General features: G+C 69.9%; 14 protein-coding genes. 8 read left to right on the top strand and 6 right to left on the bottom strand.

The annotated features are described in order from the left end of the window. Positions 1-87: 87 nt before the first annotated feature. Both ACFFR3_RS05185 and ACFFR3_RS05180 read left to right on the top strand, forming a co-directional pair. Positions 88-2,247, top strand: a complete 2,160-nt coding sequence (locus tag ACFFR3_RS05185; RefSeq protein ID WP_379482668.1) for a serine/threonine-protein kinase — start codon at positions 88-90, stop codon at positions 2,245-2,247. 58 nt (positions 2,248-2,305) lie between these two features. Beyond that, positions 2,306-3,304 (top strand): malate dehydrogenase, encoded by a 999-nt coding sequence (locus tag ACFFR3_RS05180; protein ID WP_345396052.1) that lies wholly within the window; start codon positions 2,306-2,308, stop codon positions 3,302-3,304. 258 nt (positions 3,305-3,562) lie between these two features. Here ACFFR3_RS05180 and galE read toward each other — a convergent pair whose 3' ends face one another. Then, positions 3,563-4,510: a UDP-glucose 4-epimerase GalE gene (galE, locus tag ACFFR3_RS05175; RefSeq protein ID WP_345396055.1), complete on the bottom strand. Its 948-nt coding sequence runs from the start codon at positions 4,508-4,510 to the stop codon at positions 3,563-3,565. A gap of 86 nt (positions 4,511-4,596) precedes the next feature. Here galE and ACFFR3_RS05170 point away from each other — a divergent pair, with 86 nt between their 5' ends. Next, complete coding sequence (locus tag ACFFR3_RS05170; protein ID WP_345396058.1) at positions 4,597-5,910, top strand: hemolysin family protein; 1,314 nt, start codon at positions 4,597-4,599, stop codon at positions 5,908-5,910. Positions 5,911-5,924: 14 nt separating this feature from the next. Continuing rightward, complete coding sequence (gene trpS, locus ACFFR3_RS05165) at positions 5,925-6,923, top strand: tryptophan--tRNA ligase (RefSeq protein WP_345396061.1); 999 nt, start codon at positions 5,925-5,927, stop codon at positions 6,921-6,923. A 99-nt stretch (positions 6,924-7,022) separates the two neighbouring features. Here trpS and ACFFR3_RS05160 read toward each other — a convergent pair whose 3' ends face one another. Together ACFFR3_RS05160 and ACFFR3_RS05155 are read right to left on the bottom strand one after the other, a co-directional pair. Then, positions 7,023-7,235 carry a hypothetical protein gene (locus ACFFR3_RS05160; RefSeq protein ID WP_345396064.1) on the bottom strand — a complete coding sequence of 71 codons (213 nt, stop codon included), beginning with the start codon at positions 7,233-7,235 and terminating at the stop codon, positions 7,023-7,025. An 89-nt stretch (positions 7,236-7,324) separates the two neighbouring features. Then, positions 7,325-8,515 carry a helix-turn-helix domain-containing protein gene (locus ACFFR3_RS05155; RefSeq protein ID WP_379482667.1) on the bottom strand — a complete coding sequence of 397 codons (1,191 nt, stop codon included), beginning with the start codon at positions 8,513-8,515 and terminating at the stop codon, positions 7,325-7,327. 350 nt (positions 8,516-8,865) lie between these two features. Between ACFFR3_RS05155 and ACFFR3_RS05150 the strand changes: the two genes are divergently transcribed. Next, positions 8,866-9,834 (top strand): YihY/virulence factor BrkB family protein, encoded by a 969-nt coding sequence (locus tag ACFFR3_RS05150; protein WP_364364882.1) that lies wholly within the window; start codon positions 8,866-8,868, stop codon positions 9,832-9,834. Here ACFFR3_RS05150 and ACFFR3_RS05145 read toward each other — a convergent pair. After that, positions 9,823-10,962, bottom strand: a complete 1,140-nt coding sequence (locus ACFFR3_RS05145) for a D-alanyl-D-alanine carboxypeptidase family protein (protein WP_345396073.1) — start codon at positions 10,960-10,962, stop codon at positions 9,823-9,825. The two genes, ACFFR3_RS05150 and ACFFR3_RS05145, sit on opposite strands and share 12 nt — an antisense overlap. Positions 10,963-10,994: 32 nt before the next feature. On the opposite strand from ACFFR3_RS05145, the gene ACFFR3_RS05140 reads away from it, so the two are divergent. Beyond that, on the top strand, positions 10,995-11,276 hold the full coding sequence (locus ACFFR3_RS05140) for an SCO4848 family membrane protein (protein WP_379482720.1): 282 nt from the start codon (positions 10,995-10,997) through the stop codon (positions 11,274-11,276). Here the strand turns inward: ACFFR3_RS05140 and ACFFR3_RS05135 are convergent. Beyond that, a complete protein-coding gene (locus tag ACFFR3_RS05135) occupies positions 11,248-12,600 on the bottom strand; it encodes a peptide ligase PGM1-related protein (protein WP_379482666.1) in 1,353 nt (450 codons plus the stop codon). The genes ACFFR3_RS05140 and ACFFR3_RS05135 overlap by 29 nt on opposite strands. 544 nt (positions 12,601-13,144) lie before the next feature. Between ACFFR3_RS05135 and ACFFR3_RS05130 the strand changes: the two genes are divergently transcribed. Next, a complete protein-coding gene (locus tag ACFFR3_RS05130; RefSeq protein ID WP_364364890.1) occupies positions 13,145-14,368 on the top strand; it encodes a M20 family metallopeptidase in 1,224 nt (407 codons plus the stop codon). 498 nt (positions 14,369-14,866) lie between these two features. Here the strand turns inward: ACFFR3_RS05130 and ACFFR3_RS05125 are convergent, their stop codons facing one another. Next, complete coding sequence (locus tag ACFFR3_RS05125) at positions 14,867-16,768, bottom strand: Xaa-Pro dipeptidyl-peptidase (protein WP_364364893.1); 1,902 nt, start codon at positions 16,766-16,768, stop codon at positions 14,867-14,869. A 298-nt stretch (positions 16,769-17,066) separates the two neighbouring features. Between ACFFR3_RS05125 and ACFFR3_RS05120 the strand changes: the two genes are divergently transcribed. After that, on the top strand, positions 17,067-18,137 hold the full coding sequence (locus ACFFR3_RS05120) for a BMP family lipoprotein (RefSeq protein ID WP_364364896.1): 1,071 nt from the start codon (positions 17,067-17,069) through the stop codon (positions 18,135-18,137). Positions 18,138-18,216: the final 79 nt, after the last annotated feature.

The raw sequence follows: 18,216 nt of genomic DNA, 5'->3' as shown, positions 1-18,216 counted from the left end.
ACGTACCTAAGCCTCAACCGATCCCTGAGAAGTTGCTGAGCGTCGTAAAGTTTGCGTCGATGGGTTCAGTACACGTGGGGATGACGAATGCCGCAGATCTCGCCGCTGGTCGCCGGCGATCCCACCGAGCTGGGGTCCTTCCGGCTGTCAGGACGGGTCGGGGAGGGCGGGCAGGGCATCGTCTATCTGGGGGTCAACAACCAGGGTGAGCGGGCCGCGATCAAGCTGCTGCACGTCAAGTTCAGCGGTGACACGATCGCGCGCTCGCGCTTCGCGCGGGAGCTGAAGGCGGCGCAGCGGGTGGCGTCGTTCTGCACGGCGCGGGTCATCGAGGCCGACCTCGACGGTGACACGCCGTACATCGCGAGCGAGTACATCGACGGCCGGCCGCTGCGCGAGATCGTCGAGACCGACGGGCCGCTCACCGGCACCGTGCTCGACCGGCTGGCCATCGGCACCGCCACCGCGCTCACCGCCATCCACCACGCCTCGATCGTGCACCGCGACTTCAAGCCCGACAACGTGCTGATCGCCGCCGACGGGCCGCGCGTGGTCGACTTCGGCATCGCCCGCATCATCGACTCCACCGGTACGATCACCAGCCGCGCCATCGGCACGCCCGCCTACATGGCGCCCGAGCAGATCGCCGGCGACGACATCGGGCCCTACACCGACGTGTTCTCCTGGGGCGCGACCATCGCGTTCGCCGCCACGGGGCAGGTCGCCTTCGAGGGCAAGTCGATCGCGGTCGTGCTCAACCGCATACTCAACCACGAGGTCGACGTCACCATGATGGCCGAGCCGCTGCGCGGCGTGGTGAGCTCGGCGCTGGCGAAGAACCCGGCCGACCGGCCGTCCGCCGACCAGATCCTGCTGCGGCTGCTCGGCCAGTCGTCCACGGCGGGCGCCTCGACGGCGGTGCTGACCAAGGGCGTGCAGGTGGCGAGCGACGACACCACGCCGTTCCTGCGGGTGTCGGCGGGTTCGATCACCGACCGTCCCGGCGTGACGGGCGCCTCCCCGGCCCAGCCCGCCCCGACCGGCCCCCAGACCGAGCAGAGCCCCCAGCCCGCGCAGAGCCCCCAGACCGGCCCCCAGACCGGCCCCCAGACCGGCCCCCAGACCGGCCCTCAGACCGGCGGCCCTCCAACCGGCCCCCAGACCGGCTCCCACACGGGCTCGCAGGCCGTCCCAGGTCCGCACACCGGCGCCCAGGTCCCGCATCTGCCGGCTCCCCACGCGGCTCCCCACACGGCTCCCCACGCTGGGGCATCAGCGCTCCAGAACGCGCCGACCGGCCCCGGGCAGCACCCGGGCGGCGTGGGGCCGGAGGGGGGTGCGGCGCCGTACGCGCCGACCGGGCCCGCCGCGCCCGCACGGCGCGGGCGGGCCAGGCTGTGGATCGCGGTGGCCACCGTGCTCGTGCTGCTCGCCGCCGCCGCACTGGCGCTGTTAGCGAACGGCTGGCGCCCGCTCGCCTTCTTCGAGCAGGTCGATCCGCCGCCGCAGGACTCCGGCGGTGCGGCCACGTCGGTCGTGGACAAGGTGGCCCAGACCGGGAAGATCGTGATCGGGGTCAAGGGCGACCTGCCGGGCATCGGGCTGCAGGACGGCGGCTCCTTCGAGGGCTTCGACGTCGACGTCGCCAAGCGCATCGCGGCCGAGCTGGGCGCCAGGGAGACGACGTTCGTCAGGGTCGGGCGGGACGACCGGGCGTCCGCGCTGGCCGAGGGCCGGGTCGACCTGGTCGTGGCGACGTACTCGATCGACAGGAGCGACACCCAGTTCGCCGGGCCCTACTACCTGGCCCACCAGGACGTCCTGGTGCGCGCCGGCGACATCGACGACATCGACGAGCTCAAGGGCAAGCGGGTGTGCGCGCTCAACAGCCCGTCGGTCGGCGCCGTCCAGGACCGCGTGCCGGTCAAGCCGGTCGCGGCCAGCGACTACGCCGCCTGCATGGACCTGCTGCGCACCGGCAAGGTGAGCGCGGTGCCCGGCGAGGACCTGATACTCGCCGGGTTCGCGGCCCGCGAGAACCAGCGCTTCAAGATCCTCGGCGCCAAGCTCAGCAGCGAGCGCTACGCGGTCGGCATCAAGGACGGCGACGTCAAGACGTGCAAGGCCGTGTCGGGCGTGATCGCCGACATGTACGCCAAGGGTGTCATGGAGCAGCTCCTGACCAGCTATTTCGGCAGGGTCGACTTCAAGGAGGAGCTCAAGGTGCCCGCGATGGAAACCTGCTGATGACGAGCGGGTAACATCCCGAACGTCAATGATTCTCGCTGCGAGTTAGGGGAAGGCCATGGCGTCGTCAGCCACTGAGCCCGTCAAGGTGCCCGTCAAGGTGACCGTCACCGGAGCCGCCGGCCAGATCGGCTACGCATTGCTGTTCCGCATCGCGTCGGGGCAGCTGCTCGGCGCCGACACGCCGGTGAAGCTGAGCCTGCTGGAGATCCCGGCGGCGGTGAAGGCGGCCGAGGGCACCGCGATGGAGCTGGACGACTGCGCGTTCCCGCTGCTGTCCGGCATCGAGATCACCGACGACCCCAACGTGGCCTTCGACGGCGCCAATGTCGCGCTGCTGGTCGGCGCCATGCCCAGGAAGGCCGGCATGGAGCGCGGCGACCTGCTGGGCGCCAACGGCGGCATCTTCGGCCCGCAGGGCAAGGCCATCAACGACCACGCGGCCGACGACATCAAGGTCCTGGTCGTGGGCAACCCGGCCAACACCAACGCGCTGATCGCCCAGCAGAACGCTCCCGACGTCCCGGCCGAGCGCTTCACCGCGATGACCCGCCTCGACCACAACCGCGCGCTGTCGCAGCTCGCGGCCAAGCTCCAGGTGCCGGTCACCGAGATCAAGCACATGACGATCTGGGGCAACCACTCCGCGACGCAATACCCCGACCTGTTCCACGCGGAAGTGGGCGGCAAGGTCGCGGCCGAGCAGGTCGACGGCGACTGGCTGCGCGAGACGTTCATCCCGACCGTGGCCAAGCGCGGCGCGGCCATCATCGAGGCGCGCGGCGCGTCCTCGGCCGCCTCGGCGGCCAACGCCGCGATCGACCACGTCCACGACTGGGTCAACGGCACCGAGTGGACCTCGGCCGCCGTGGTCTCCGACGGCTCCTACGGCGTGCCCGAGGGGCTCATCTCGTCCTTCCCGGTGCGTGCGGCCGGCGGCAGGTTCGAGATCATCCAGGGTCTCGAGATCGACCCGTTCTCCCGCGAGCGCATCGACGCCAGCGTGCGCGAGCTGGCGGAGGAGCGCCAGGCGGTCAAGGACCTCGGCCTCATCTGACGTACTTTCGCTGACGCGCGCCTTCCGCTTCGCGGGGGGCGCGCGTTCGCGTCCCGGGGGTCAGCCGGTCACGGAGTGGCCGCCTCGTCGCTCGGCGCGGGGTCGGCGGCCGGTACGGGGCCGGGCGTGGCGAAGACCACACCGGCGGCGGTCAGGAGGCTGCCCGTCACGACGAGGGTGACGAAGAGCAGCTGCGTGACCCTTGGTGAAAAGCTCCTCACATTTGCGTATCACAGCACAGATCGCACACGCGTAGGGTCATTTCCGAGAAAGCGCTCCCCAGGCGTCGGCGACGATGTCGCGCAGCGCCGGCCGCTCGGCCTTCCACCCCAGCTCACGCTGGATCTTCGCGGACGACGCCACCAGCACGGCGGGGTCGCCGGGCCGCCGCTCGCCGACCACCGCCGGGATCTCGTGCCCGGTGACCTCGCGGCAGACCGAGATCACCTCCTGCACGGAGAAGCCGGCGCCACTGCCCAGGTTGTAGATCTCGTGCCGGCCGGGCGTGATCGACTCCAGCGCGAGCAGGTGGGCCCTGGCCAGGTCGGCGACGTGGATGTAGTCGCGCACGCAGGTGCCGTCGGGCGTGGGGTAGTCGGTGCCGAACACGCTGACCGACTCGCGCTCGCCCGTCGCGACCTTGAGCACGTTGGGGATCAGGTGGGTCTCGACCGCGTGCCGCTCGCGGTAGCGGCCGTAGGCGCCGGCCACGTTGAAGTAGCGCAGGCTCACCGCGCCGAGGCCGCGCAGGCCCGCGTACGCGGTGAGCGCGCTGTCCACGGCCAGCTTGGTCGCGCCGTAGGGATTGGTCGGGCGCGTGGGATCGCTCTCTTCGATGGGCGAGCGCTCGGGCTCCCCGTACGTCGCCGCCGTCGAGGAGAACACGATCCGGCCCACGCCGTGCTCCCGCATGGCGTCGAGCAGCGCCAGCGTGCCGCCCAGGTTGTTGGCCCAGTAGCGCGCAGGCTGCTGCACCGACTCGCCGACCAGCGACTTGGCGGCGAAGTGCAGCACCGCGTCCACGCCGTCGAGCGCCTGCCCGGCCTCGGCGATGTCGGTGCGCACGAACCGCGCGCCCTCGGGCACCGCGTCCTCGTGCCCGGTGGACAGGTCGTCGAGCACGGTCACCTCGTGTCCCGCCTCGACGAGCTGGGCGGCGACGACACTGCCGACGTATCCGGCCCCTCCGGTGACCAGCAGTCTCATGTGCACTCCTGTGGAGATATGTTTGATTTTGTAAGGCTTGCCGTTCAGCATACGCGGGAAACCCGGCGAGTACGCTGCCAACCACCATGTTTGACACCGTCGCGGCCAACATCGCCCTGGTCCTGCTGTTCATTCTGATCGGGGGCTTCTTCGCCGCCGCCGAGATAGCCATGGTCTCCCTGCGCGACAGCCAGGTGCGCAAGCTCGCCCAGCAGGGCAGGCGCGGCGAGCGGGTGGCCAAGCTGGCCCAGGACCCCAACAGGTTCCTGTCGGCCGTGCAGATCGGGGTGACCGTGGCCACCATGCTGTCGGCCGCGTTCGGCGCCGACCGGCTCGCCGCCCAGTTCGAGCCCGTGCTCGTGAGCTGGCAGGTGCCCGAGGCCGTCGCGCCCGTGCTCGCGCTGGTGCTGGTGACGCTGGCGATCTCGTACGTGTCGCTGGTGCTCGGCGAGCTGGCGCCCAAGCGGCTGGCGCTGCAGCGCACCGAGGGCCTGTCGCTCCTCGTGGCGCCCTTCCTCGACCGCATCGCCGCCCTGTCGCGCCCGGTCATCTGGATGCTGTCGAAGTCGACCGACCTCGTGGTCCGGCTGCTCGGCGGCAACCCGTCGGCCGACAGGGAGGAGGTCACCACCGAGGAGCTGCGCGACATGGTGGTGGGACACACCGACCTGACCGCCGACGAGCGCAAGCTCATCGCCGAGGTGTTCGCCGCCGGGAAACGGCAGCTCAGGGAGGTGATGCTGCCGCGTACCGAGGTCGAGTTCATGGACGCCGACACGCCGCTGACCGAGGCCGCCAGGCTGGCCGCCACACTGCCGCACTCGCGCTTCCCCGTCTACCGGGAGTCGTACGACGAGGTGGTGGGCTTCGTCCACGTGCGCGACCTGCTGGACCCGGAGCTCATCGGGCGGACCGAGCCGATCAGCGCGGTGGTGCCGATCAGGACGGCCAAGTTCGTGCCCGCGTCCAAGCGCCTGCTCACCACGCTCAACGAGATGCGCGACGAGGGCCAGCACCTGGCGATCGTGGTGGACGAGTACGGCGGCACGGCCGGCATCGTCACCATGGAGGACCTGGTGGAGGAGCTGATCGGTGACATCAGGGACGAGTACGACATCGAGGAGGACGTCGTCGTCCTGCCCGCCGGCGAGATCGAGATCGACGGCCTGACCAACCTCAACGACTTCGCCACCGAGACCGGCATCAGGCTGCCGGACGGCCCGTACGAGACGCTGGCCGGCTTCGTCATGGCCATGCTGGGCCACGTGCCCGCGGTGGGCGAGCGGGTGGAGTTCAGCGGCTTCGAGCTGGCCGTGACCGAGCTGGACGGCCGCAGGATCGCCCGCGTCAGGGTGAAACGCCGACCGGCCGTCGAGTCGGCACCTGAGCAGGATTCCTGACACAATTGCCTGCTATGGCCAGACCTCGTGTTCTCTCCGGCATCCAGCCCACAGCGGACTCTTTCCACCTGGGCAACTACCTGGGTGCGCTCCGTCAGTGGGTCACGTTGCAGGAGACCCACGACGCGTTCTACTGCGTGGTCGATCTCCACGCGATCACGGTGCCGACCGAGCCCGCCGCGCTGCGCCGCCGCAGCCGCGTGGCCGCGGCCCAGCTCTTCGCCGCCGGGCTCGACCCCGAGCGGTCGACGGTCTTCGTCCAGTCGCACGTGCGTGAGCACACCGAGCTGGCGTGGATCCTCATCTGCCTCACCGGCATGGGCGAGGCGGCCAGGATGACGCAGTTCAAGGACAAGTCGGCCAAGTTCGGCGAGAGCGCGGCCAGCGTCGGCCTGTTCACCTACCCGATCCTGCAGGCCGCCGACATCCTGCTCTACCAGGCCGACAGCGTTCCCGTGGGCGCCGACCAGAAGCAGCACCTCGAGCTGACCCGCGACCTCGCGCAGCGCTTCAACCACCGCTTCGGCGACACGTTCACGCTGCCCGAGCCGTTCATCCCGAAGGAGGTCGAGAAGATCACCGACCTCCAGGACCCGACGTCGAAGATGTCGAAGTCGTCCTCCAGCCCCGCGGGCATCCTCGACGTGCTGGAGCAGCCGGGGCCGCTGCGCAAGAAGGTCATGCGCGCGGTCACCGACACCGGTTCCGAGGTGCTGTTCGACGAGGAGAACAAGCCGGGCATCTCCAACCTGCTGCGCATCCAGTCCGCGCTGACCGGCACGCCCATCCCCGAGCTGGTGGCCCGCTACGAGGGCCAGGGCTACGGCACGTTCAAGAAGGACGTGGCGGAAGCGGTGGTCGAGACGTTCACGCCGATCAGGGAGCGCACGGAGAAGCTGCTCGCCGACGAGAAGGAGCTCGACCGGCTGCTCGCGATCGGCGGCGAGCGCGCGTCGGCGGTGGCCAGGCAGACGATGGAGCAGGTGCGCGACCGCGTGGGCTTCCTGCTCTGACCGCACCGGCTCGTTGAAGGGCCAGGACCGCCGTCGGCGGTCCTGGCCCTTCGCCGTCGCGGGCCGGGCGCGGGGAAGTGCCGGCTCGCGACGGGCGCACTAGGCGCACGGGCACTCCGGGTCGTGGCGGACGGCTCTGTGCACGCGCAGGATGGCGCGCAGGGCGGCCAGACTGGGCCTGTGCAGGCGGGTCCCGTCGCGGGTGGCGGTCCAGCCCGAGCGGTCGCGTTCGAACGACCATCCGGGGAACTCCCGCGTGGCCTCCTGGAGCAGGTGTTCCATGACGAAATCGGCACTCGGCGCTGTGGTCATGGACGCAGCGTGGCACTCCGGCGCCTGACGGTGACGAACTCCGGCGAAGGATCTCCCCGTTCGCAGTGACCGAACTCGGAGTTCGGGGTTCAGACCGTGATGTGGTGGCGCTCGGCGAGGTGGCGTACCTCGGGGGCCCACGACGGGCGGGCCCGCCGCGCCAGCGACCTGACCATCTCGCGCAGCAGCAGCTTGTGGTCGAGCTCCTCGGGGCTCTCCCGCTCGATGCGCAGCAGGTGGAGCAGGCTCGCGGCGTCGTCGCCGAGGTCCTCGCAGGCGCGGGCGACCTGGGCGAGATGGGTGGTGCGGCGCTCGATGGACGGGGTGCGGCGCAGGTCGATGTCGTCGGCGATGCGCAGCACGGCCTCGGGGCGGCCGATGTCGTTCTCGATGCTGGCCATGTGGATGGCGACGTTCGTGGGGCCGAAGAAGGCCAGGTCGTAGCAGTTTGAGGTGTCGTCGACCCGCTCGGCCAGCCGGGCGGCGGCGCCGCGCAGGCGCTCCTTGGCGGTGTCGTCGTCGCCCTTGCGGGCCTCGCCGATGGCGGCGAGCAGGTGGAGCGCGCCGAGCGCCTTGGTGTGCCGCTCGTCGCCCTCGGCGAGGTGGGGTTCGAGGAGTTCGAGGCCGCGCCGGGCGACGTCGTACGCGATCTCGTGCATGTCGTCGGAGAGCATCGACTGCCCGAGGCTCCAGTACGCCCACGCCGTCATCAGCGGGTCCTCCGACTCCTCGGCGAAGCGCATCGCCCGGTCGGCGGCCAGGTGCGCGAGGTCCACCCTGCGCAGGTGCTTGAGCACACCCCTGGCCAGCAGGTACGCGTCGGTCGCCACGCCGCAGGCCCGTGGCGTGCGCTCCAGGGCGAGGCTCTCGGCGTCGGTGATGATCGACGGCAGCGCGGCCATGAGGATGGAGTAGCGGCGCGTCGAGGCGAACCAGGCGTTGCGGGCGGCGGCCACCCGCTCGGCCAGCTGGTCGGCGTCGGGCGGCTCGATGTCGGGCGTCTGCGAGCGGCTGGTGAACAGGGCCCGCTCGATGTCGCCGATCTGCGGCCTGCTGGGCTCGTGCGAGTCGCGCGGGGTCTCGCCGAGCAGGACCGCGGTGCGGACGCCGAGCACTTTGGCGATCTCCCTGAGCAGGGGGAGCGAGGGGGTGCGCTTGCCGTGCTCGATCAGCTCGATGTGCCTGGGGGTGCAGCCGGACTGCGTGGCCAGCGCGGTGGTGCTCATGCCTCTTCGCTCGCGCTGGAGCCTGACCATGTGCCCGGTGCTGATTTCGGCCATGGGCGGGACGCCTCCTGGGTCGGTCGGAACATCCCAAAGGCTAGGGCTCCCGCTGTCCGGCCGTCCTGGTTTCCGCCCTGCTCAGAGGCCCTATCGGGGGGTGTGGAACGCGTGAAACGCTCGCGTTTTTCGGTCGGCGGAGGCGGCGCCCGCCGAGGGGCGCGAGGACCTCGCGGAGGGCGTCGGCCGCCTCGATGCGCTGCGGCTCTCTTCGTCGCCGGGCGTGCCGTCAAGTGTGCTGGGCAGTTGCTCCATCATGAGGTGGCGACGGTCGTCGCCGCCCTGGCCGACAATGCCCGCGCGGTGGTCGTGGCCTGATCACCGCCCCGGGCCCGGGGTGAGAGGGTGAGATGGCGAGTCTGACGGAGCGCGTGGCGGCGGCCAAGGCGCGGGGGCGCGGCAGGCTGAACGACTGGCGGGTGCGCCGGCCCGCGCTCGACCACCTCATCAGGGCGGTGCAGCGCTACCAGCTCCAGTCGGGCGACCGGCTGGCGGGCGCGGTCACCTACTTCGCGTTCCTGTCGTTCTTCCCGCTGGTGGCGCTCTCGTACGCGGTGCTCGGCTTCGTGGTGGCGACCAGCGAGACCACCAAGTACGCGCTCACCAAGGCCATCGAGGAACGCCTGCCCGGCATCTCCGACCAGCTCGACCTGACCGCCATCGCCACGGCCAAGGAGACCGCCGGCATCATCGGCCTGCTCGGCCTGCTCTACGCGGGTCTCGGGGCGCTCGACGCGCTGCGCGGCGCCCTGCGCGAGATGTACATGACCACCGTGCCGCCGCTCGGCTTCCTCGTCGGCAAGTTGCGCGACCTGGTCTCGCTGCTGCTGATCGGCGTGACCGCGATCTCGTCCGTGCTCGTCGCCGGGTTCGCCACCACGGCGACGAACAACGTCATGCACTTCCTGTTCGGCCAGGAGTCGGTGCTCGCCAACCTCGGCTTCCGCGCGGCGGGCGTGAGCGCCGGCGTGGGGGCCGACTGGCTGCTGTTCGTGATCCTGCTGGGCTGGGTGGCGCGGACCGGGCAGCCGTTCCGGGTGATCGCCAAGGGCGCGCTGCTGGGCGCGATCGGGTTCGGGGTGCTCAAGCAGATCGCGACGCTGCTGCTGGCCACCACGCTCGGCAACTCCGCCCTGTACGGCGTCTTCGCCGTCATCGTGGGTCTGCTGGTGTGGATGAACTTCTCGGCCAGGCTCGTGCTGTTCGTGGCCGCGTGGACGGCCACCGCGGGGTTCAGCCCGCCGCCCGCTCCATCCCCCATTCCCGCCGTCGAGCAGGCTCAGGAGGAGGCGGAGCGGGCGCAGGCGTCAGAGACCTGAGCGGCCGCGCCTGCGGCGGATGCCGAACCCCAGCCAGATCAGCCCGAACAGCAGCCCGCCGCCGATCACGATCGAGCCGACCATCTTGGTGGAGTCGGTCTGCTTGGACGCGGCGGTGTCGAGCAGCGGCGGCTGCGCGGCCGGAGTGACGGACGCCCCGCCGGACGGAGCGGTCGTGGGAGTGGCTGTGGCGGCCGTGTGCGGGCCCGCGAGCGCGGTGGCGGGCAACGGGTCCACCAGGCGTCCCACGGGGGCCGCCTTGCCGCGTACGGAGAAGCCCCAGTCGAGCAGCTTGGACACCTCGTCCCAGAAGAAGCCCTCGTGCCGCATGATGCTCACCACGATCGTGTGGCCGCCCCTGGTGGCCGCGCCGACGAAGCTGGCGCGCGCCTTCGACGTCCAGCCGTTCTTGATGCCGATCATGCCGTCGTAGCGCCAGAGCAGCTTGTTGTGGTTGCTGATCTCGTAGTGGCCCTTGGGCGCCGGGAACTTCGCGGTCTTGGTGCTGATGTAGCGGCGGAAGTCGGGGTTGGCCAGGCCGGCGCGGGCGATGAGCGCCAGGTCGTACGCCGAGCTGCGCTGCCCCTTCTCGTCGAGGCCGCTCGGCGTCTTGGCCACCGTGTCGAACGCCTGCAGCCGCTTGGCCTCGGCGTTCATGTCGGCCATGGTCTTGGCCACGCCGCCGTTCGTCTCGGCCAGCGCCATCGCGGCGTCGTTGCCGGACGACATCATCAGCGCCCTGAACAGGTCCTCGATCTTGTACGACACCTTCGGTGACAGGCCGACCGCGCTGCCCTCCTGGTTGCACGCGTTCCTGCTGGGCTTGATCTTGCGGTTCTTGTCCAGCTTGGGGATCAGCGTGAGCGCGGTGAGCGTCTTCAGCGTGCTGGCCGGCAGGTAGTGCCCGTGGGCGTCCTTGGCCGCGAGCACCTGGCCCGTGTCGGCGTCCGCGATGACGTACGAAGTAGCCTTGCTCTTGGGCGGCTTCTTGACGCCTGCGGGGGCGACCAGGCCGCGGCTGCCCAGCGCCTCGCCGCCGACCGGCGTCGTCGGTTCGGCGTGCGCGGTCCCGCCGGTGAGCGCGACCGAGGCGATGAGTGCCGTGACCGGCACGAGTTTCGTCCACATGGCGGTCTCAGCGTAGCTCCGTGATAGTGCACATGTGGCGACACATCCCCCGAAGATCCACGTTCGATGCTAGAGAGGCACATGTGTCACGAAAGATCGCCGGATTCCTCATCATCCTAGGCGCATTCATGATCTTCGAGTGGGTGAACCTCGGGTTTAACTTGGCCGACGGCCACCCCACCGCGTTCTACGTGGTGCACGGCGTGCTGATCGCGGTGAACATCGTGCTCGGGGTCGTCCTGGGGGTGATCGGCTGGCGCGCGTTGCGCGGCGGGGGCGGCGGGATCAAGGGCCGCACAGGAGGCGGCGGGTGAGCGCGTGCAGCTCGTCGGCCTCCTCGCGGGAGTCGCCGATCGTGGTGAAGCCCAGCTTGCCGTGCTCGGGGATGGCCCCGAGCAGGTGGAACACGTTGCCGGTACGCCGCTGGGCGTCGAAGCCGACGCCCAGCCGGTCCGCCTTCCGCATCAGCTCGCCGGGCGTGCGCCCGCGCAGGCAGGCCGAGGCGCAGTTGTCGGTCGCGGTGTAGTACTTCGGCCGGTCGCCTGACATGAGGTGGCCGGTGGCCTGGTCGTACGTGGCGCCGGTCGTCAGGACGGCGGCGCCGTACGGGTGCGTGGTGCCCCCGATGCGCAGGTTGATCTCGCACAGCAGCGCCGCGTACCCGGCGTCGGCCTTGAGCGCGAAGAAGTCCATCCCGAACAGGCCCACCACGCCGCGCTCCGCGAGCACCTGCGCGATGCGGCCCGCCGACGCGCCCACCTCGGCGCGGTACTCCGGCGCGGCCGGGAACGTGCAGCCCTGGTAGACGTGGCCGTTCGGGCCGCCGAGCACCTGGTCGTGGGTGGCCAGCACCCTGGCGTGCCCGCCGGGCGTGATGCCGGCCAGCGCGCTCGGGTAGTACAGCGGCCGGTGCTCGATGAACTCCTCGACCACCGCACCCCGTTCCCTGATCTTCGCGGTGAAGCTGCCCCAGTCCTCGCCGTCGGCGGAGAAGCTGATCAGCGACCGGTCGGACCTGGTGACGATGGCGTTGCCGAGCCCCGAGTAGCCGTCGTTGAGCTTGACGATCACCCGGTCGCCCGGCAGGGCCTCGATGGCCTCCTCGATCTGGAGCGCCGTGCGCACGTCGCCGAAGCCCCGGGCCATCGGGACGCCCGCCTCATGTCCCACCTCTCTGGCCCCGCTCTTGGAGCCGTAATAGGAAAGGGACGTGGCGGGTCCGTAGAGGGGCACGCTGAGTAGCGACGCCAGCTCCTCCTCGAGCTCGCTCAGCACGAAGGGCACCAGCCAAGCGTCCCCGTCGATCGCCGCGCGCAGCTGCTCGATCACGTCGGGACGGTCGAGCACGCCCCTGGTCAACGGCTGGGACCAGGGGTCGTCGAGGCTGATCAGCGTCAGACGCTTGGCGGCGTCATCCGGATCGGGCAGGAAGCCGAAGTAGTAGTCGACGATCTCGGGATCGACCGGCGCGGAGGAGAGGTAGACCACTTTGACCCCGGGCTCCCGGAGCGTCAGGAGCAGGAAAAGCAGGCGCTCCTCGTAGGATCTGGCCCCCGTGATCCGGCGGAGCTCATCCTGCGGAAGGGAGAGCGAGGGCACGACCACCAGGGTCCCCTCGCCCGGCTCGAAGATGCTCAACCCAGCATACTTCTCCCCGAACGGGATATTAGTGATCATATAGCGAGTGAAACACGCAATCCCCCCGAAAACAGCAACCGCTGAAGTGTGATGACCATGACGGAAGGTGACAGGATTCGGAATCGCTGACCACGTTTGAACTGGCAGCATCGGGTCACGATCTACTGATCCCTTGTGACTATTTAGGGATCACCAGCGCCCGTACGGAACGTGACAACCTGCGATTTCGGACGTGCCGCGGGCCAACATTTGGGGTATCTGTCGGCGTGCAGGCGCGAGAGGGCGATAAAGTCGAAGCATCGCCATCAGGCACACGGCCGACCGCCGTGCTCCCTGGCTGCGGCGGCACTCGCGATCGATGGAATGCGAAGCCCGTGCTTGACGATCCGCGCACCGAATCCGGCGGGCCGATCTTTGGTTTCCGCCGCACACCGGCCGCTCAACCAGGTGGCCCCGGCGGCGATGGAGAGGTTTTTTGGAGCGCATGAGCCGTGCAGCCCAGCAGTCCGCTGGGAGCGCATGGCATCGGACGGGACGGTGACATATGCGGGGACGTGAGCTTCGAGGCGAACTCGACGCGTTCCTGGCGGAGACCGAGCAGGATCTCGTGGCATTCCGCCGCGACCTCCACATGCATCCTGAGCTGGCCTTCGCCGAATATCGCACGACACAGCGCATCGCCGAGCGGCTCACCGCCGCCGGCCTCAGCCCCTCGGTGCTGCCCAAGGGTACCGGGCTGATCTGCGACGTCGGCAGCGGCGACGGCCCGACCATCGCCCTGCGCGCCGACATCGACGCGCTGCCGCTGCAGGACGAGAAGGACGTGCCCTACCGCTCGACCGTGGCGGGCGCCTGCCACGCCTGCGGCCACGACGTGCACACCACGGTCCTGCTCGGCACCTCGCTCTTCCTGGCCCAGCAGGCCGCCGCCGGGTCGCTGCCCGGCCGCGTACGCCTGATCTTCCAGCCCGCCGAAGAGCTGCCCGGCGGCGCGCTCGAGGTCATGGCCCACGGCGGCATCAGCGGCGTCGACCGCATCTTCGGCCTCCACTGCGACCCGCGCGTCGACGTCGGCCAGTTCGGCCTCAGGACCGGCCCCATCACCTCCGCCTGCGACAAGATCGCCGTGCGGGTGTCCGGGCCTGGCGGCCACACCGCCCGCCCCCACCTGACCGCCGACCTCGTCTTCGCGCTGGCCAAGATCCTCACCGAGCTGCCCGCCGCGCTGTCGCGCCGCGTCGACCCGCGCTCCTCGCTCAGCCTCGTCTGGGGCAAGGTGGTGGCCGGCACCGCGGCCAACGCCATCCCCGACGACGGGGTCGCCGAGGGCACCGTGCGCTGCCTCGACGAAGACGCCTGGCACGCCGCGCCCGACCTCATCAAGTCGCTGCTCGAGTCCGTCGCCGGCGCCTACGGCGTCGAGGCCACCCTCGACTACACCCGCGGGGTGCCGCCCGTCGTCAACGACGAGCTCAGCGTCGAGATGCTGTCCGCCGCCGCCGAGCAGGCCCTCGGGGCCGGGGCCGTCGTCCCCACCCAGCAGTCACTCGGGGGCGAGGACTTCGGCTGGTACCTCGAGTCGATCCCGGGCGCCTTCGCCCGGCTCGGCACGCGGTCGCCTGACGGGGTGACGTACGACATCCACCAGGGGACGTTCGACGTGGACGAGAAGGCGATCGCGATGGGGGTGCGGGTGATGGCCACCACAGCCCTGACCTCGCTGTGGGAGGTCGGCCCTCTCGACTCGATCACCAACGCCATGGCCTGACCACCCCTGCTGGGAAAGGACCCCGCCGCACTCCGGCCGGGGTCCTTTCGGGTGTTGGGGGCCGCCGTACTTCGGCCGGGGTCCTTTCGGGTGTGAGGAGAGGGACCCCGCCGTACTTGGGCTGGGGTCCTTTCGGGTGTGAGGAGAGGGACCCCGCCGTACTTGGGCTGGGGTTCTTTCGGGTGTTGGGGGGTGGGGGTTCCGCCGTGCTTCGGCTGCGGTCCTTTGGGTGTTGGGGTGGGATTCCGCCGCACTTTTGCCGGGTCCCTTGGGGACTCCACCCTCCACCCCGCCTTGGGGACCCTCGCCGAAGTGCGGCGGGGGTCCTGCGGGTGCTTCGGCTGGGGTCCCTCCGTGGGGCTCCGCGCCCCGTCCCACCCCCTTGAGGACCCCCGCCGAAGTGTGGCGGAGGTCCTGCCCGTCTTCGGCGGGGGACTCTTTGGGGCTTGGCACCCACCCCCTTAAGGCCCCCGCCGAAGTGCGGCGGGGTTTCCCCTCCTACGGGAGGCGGCCCAGGGTTATGGGGAGGTTGAGTTTGCTGTGGGAGGGGGCGATGGTGATCTTGGTGCCCACCGGGTAGCGGAGGGTGTAGTCGTAGTCGGTCGAGATGACGACCAGGCCCAGGCGGTGACCCTTCTTGAAGGTGTAGTCCGTGGGCTGGAAGTCCCAGGTGAAGTCGTAGTCCTTGCCCGGGCGGAGCGTGTCGGTGCGGTCGGGGCGGTGGCGGTTGCGGGTGTCCAGCCAGCCTCTTGTGACGATCTTGTACGGGGTCACGGAGGTGCCCAGGGTGCGGAGGACCGTGCAGCCGGTGTCGCCGGGGACGCCCTGCCCGTAGCAGTAGTTTTCGCCGGTTGAGAGCAGGCTGCCGTTCGGGCGGGTGTCGGTGCCGTAGTCGACCAGCAAAGCGGTCAGGTACGGGGAGGCGCCGTCCTTGAAGGAGGCGCGGACCTTCACCGTCGGGGTGCCGGAGATGCGGACGTCCGTGGGGAGGGTGGGGGTGGTGTAGGCGAGGCGGTTCGGGTCCTGGCCGGTGGCCTCGACCAGTTGCTCGGCCGTTCTCGTCTTCTGGTCGGTGAAGGTCTCCTTGGCCGCGCGGGGGCGGGGGAGCAAGCCGAGGGAGGAGCCGGGGCCGGGGTGCAGGGGGACGGTCACGGTGCCGGGGAGCGGCCAGGAGCGGTGCTGTTCCCACTGCCCGGCGGCCGCCTCGACGTCGGCCTGCGGCTCGCGCATGATGCCGGTGTCGATGCCGTGCAGCCAGTAGTCGAACCAGCCGTGCAGCTGGCGCAGCCATTCGACGGTACGCAGGCTGAACGGGTTCATGTGGGTGCCCTGGTGCAGCCAGATCTTGCGCGGCACCTTCTGCTTGGCCAGCGCGTACCACCACTGGGCGAACTGCTTGGTCTTGACGTTCCAGTCGTTGAGCCCGTGCACGACGAACACGCTGGCCTTGACCTTGCGTACGCCGTTCATGTAGTTGCGGACGTCCCAGAAGGCGCTGTAGTCGCCGGTGATCCGGTCCTGCTCGGCGGCGATGTCGTCGATGACGGCGCCGCAAGCCTCCTGGCCGTTCTCTCTGGTCAGGACGTATTTGGCGAGCACGTCGAGGTCCTCGCCCTGGAAGCCGCCGGGGGCCAGGACGCCGCCGTTGGCGCGGTAGTAGTCGTACCAGCTGGAGATGGCGGCGATGGGGACGATCGTCTTCAGGCCCTCGACGCCGGTGGCGGCGACGGCGTTGGGCAGCGTGCCGTTGTACGAGACGCCGATCATGCCGACCTTGCCGGTGGACCAGGTGGCGTCGACGGGGTTGCCGGCGGCGTCGAAGCCCTTGGCGCGCCCGTTGAGCCAGTCGATGGCGGCCTTCGGCCCGGCCGTCTCGTTGCGGTCGCCGGAGGTGGGGCAGCCGGTGGCGCGGGCGCTGCCGACGTTCTCGACCAGGGCGATGGCGTAGCCGCGGGGCAGGAAGTAGTTGTCGTAGTAGCCGTCGAACGGCCCGGCGTCCTGGCGGGCGCTGAGCGCGGTGAGCGCGGGCAGCGGGTTGCCGTGCTCGTCCACGTCCACGGGGTGGTTGGCGACGTCGTTGCCGGGGGCGTAGTACGGGCTCGCCTCCATGATGACCGGGACCTTGAGCCCGTGGTCGGTCTCCTTGGGCCGGAGGATGTCCACGGCCACCCGGTCCGGTTTGCCGTCGTTGTCGCTGTCGGTGCCCTTGACCTCGACGAACACCGTCTGCTGGATGGCGTCCGCCCGGGAGAAGACGGGCTGGGTCGCGTTGTTCTCGATCTTGATCGCGGGGGTGTCGGCCGAGGCGGGCGTCGTGCCGGTCACTGTGCCGGTCAGGGTGGCCACGAGTAACGCGGCCAGCGGCACGGCGAGCCTCCTGCGGGCCTTACGAGAATGCATGCGGGCTCCGATGAGAGTTTTCGACCTTCGCTGGGAATCTCCGTCACGATGAGCTCTGGGGCAAGGGGTGTCCGTGGGGCGAAGTTGGGGAAATCTTTCCGGATGTCGTACGGTGTGCCTGCTTCGTGCCGGATTCAGGTCCCAGGTCACGGACGCGAGTGATGTCGATAACGGAGCGGTTGCGACCCTGTGCGCCGGTTTGGTTGTCCCTGGTCAAGCAACTATCTTCCGTGCAGGTGCCGTTCGTTTCTTCGCGCCTGCGATGAGATTCGGCGGCGGGGAAATGGAAGGAGTCGCCTTGCTCGGCAAGCGATTCAACAAGCTGATGCTCGGCCCGGTCGCCGGCGTCATGCTCATGGCAGCGGCCGCCTGTGGTGGCGGCGGCGGTGGGGGAACCACGGCCAGCGAGGAGCCGACAGGGGGCACGAGTTCCGCGGCGGGCACCGGCTCGCTGAAGGTCGGCCTCGCGTTCGACGTCGGCGGGCGTGGTGACAAGTCCTTCAACGACGCGGCCTACACCGGCCTCGAGAGGGCGAAGACGGAGCTGGGCGCGGAGATCAAGGAGCTGAGCCCCTCCGCCGACGGCTCCAACCGCGGTGACCTGCTGCGTCAGCTCGCGGACGCCGGCTACAACCCGATCATCGGGGTCGGCTTCGCCTACGCCGAAGACGTCAAGAAGACCGCCGAGGAATACCCCGACCTGCAGTTCGCGGTCGTCGACTCCGCCTCCAACGCGCCCAACGTGACCGGCCTGCTGTTCGCCGAGGAGCAGGGCTCGTACCTGGCGGGCGTCGCCGCGGCGACCAAGTCCGAGAGCGGCCACGTCGGCTTCGTCGGCGGCGTCGAGTCCGACCTGATCAAGAAGTTCGAGGCGGGCTTCGTGGCCGGCGTGAAGTCGGTCAAGTCGGACGCCAAGATCGACGTCACCTACCTCACCCCTGACGGCGACTTCAGCGGCTTCAAGGCCCCCGACAAGGGCAAGGTCGCGGCCGAGAAGATGTACCAGGACGGCGCCGACATCGTCTACCACGCCTCCGGCGACTCCGGCCTCGGCGTGTTCCAGGCGGCCGCCGCGGCCGGCAAGAAGGCCATCGGCGTCGACTCCGACCAGCGGCAGACGGTCAAGGAGACCGACCTGCAGTCGGTGATCATGACCTCGATGCTCAAGCGCGTCGACGTCGGCGTGTTCGAGTTCATCAAGGCTTTCCAGGGCGGCGCCAAGGGCGGCACGAACGTGACGTACGACCTCAAGGTCGACGGTGTCGGCCTGTCCACCACGGGCGGCGAGATCGACGACATCAAGGACAAGCTCGACGCTGCCAAGAAGGACATCGTCGACGGCAAGATCACGGTTCCTGCCAAGCCGTAATCGGGGTACGAGGGACAGCTGAGGGCCCGGAGTCCGTAAACTTCGGGCCTTCTGTCTATGTCGCCCACCCGCTCTAGGA

It is taken from the genome of Nonomuraea salmonea (assembly GCF_042428605.1).
GTDB lineage: Bacteria > Actinomycetota > Actinomycetes > Streptosporangiales > Streptosporangiaceae > Nonomuraea > Nonomuraea salmonea.
The sequence above is the reverse complement of the archived record's forward strand: the minus strand, read 5'-3'. Positions and strand labels throughout refer to the sequence as shown.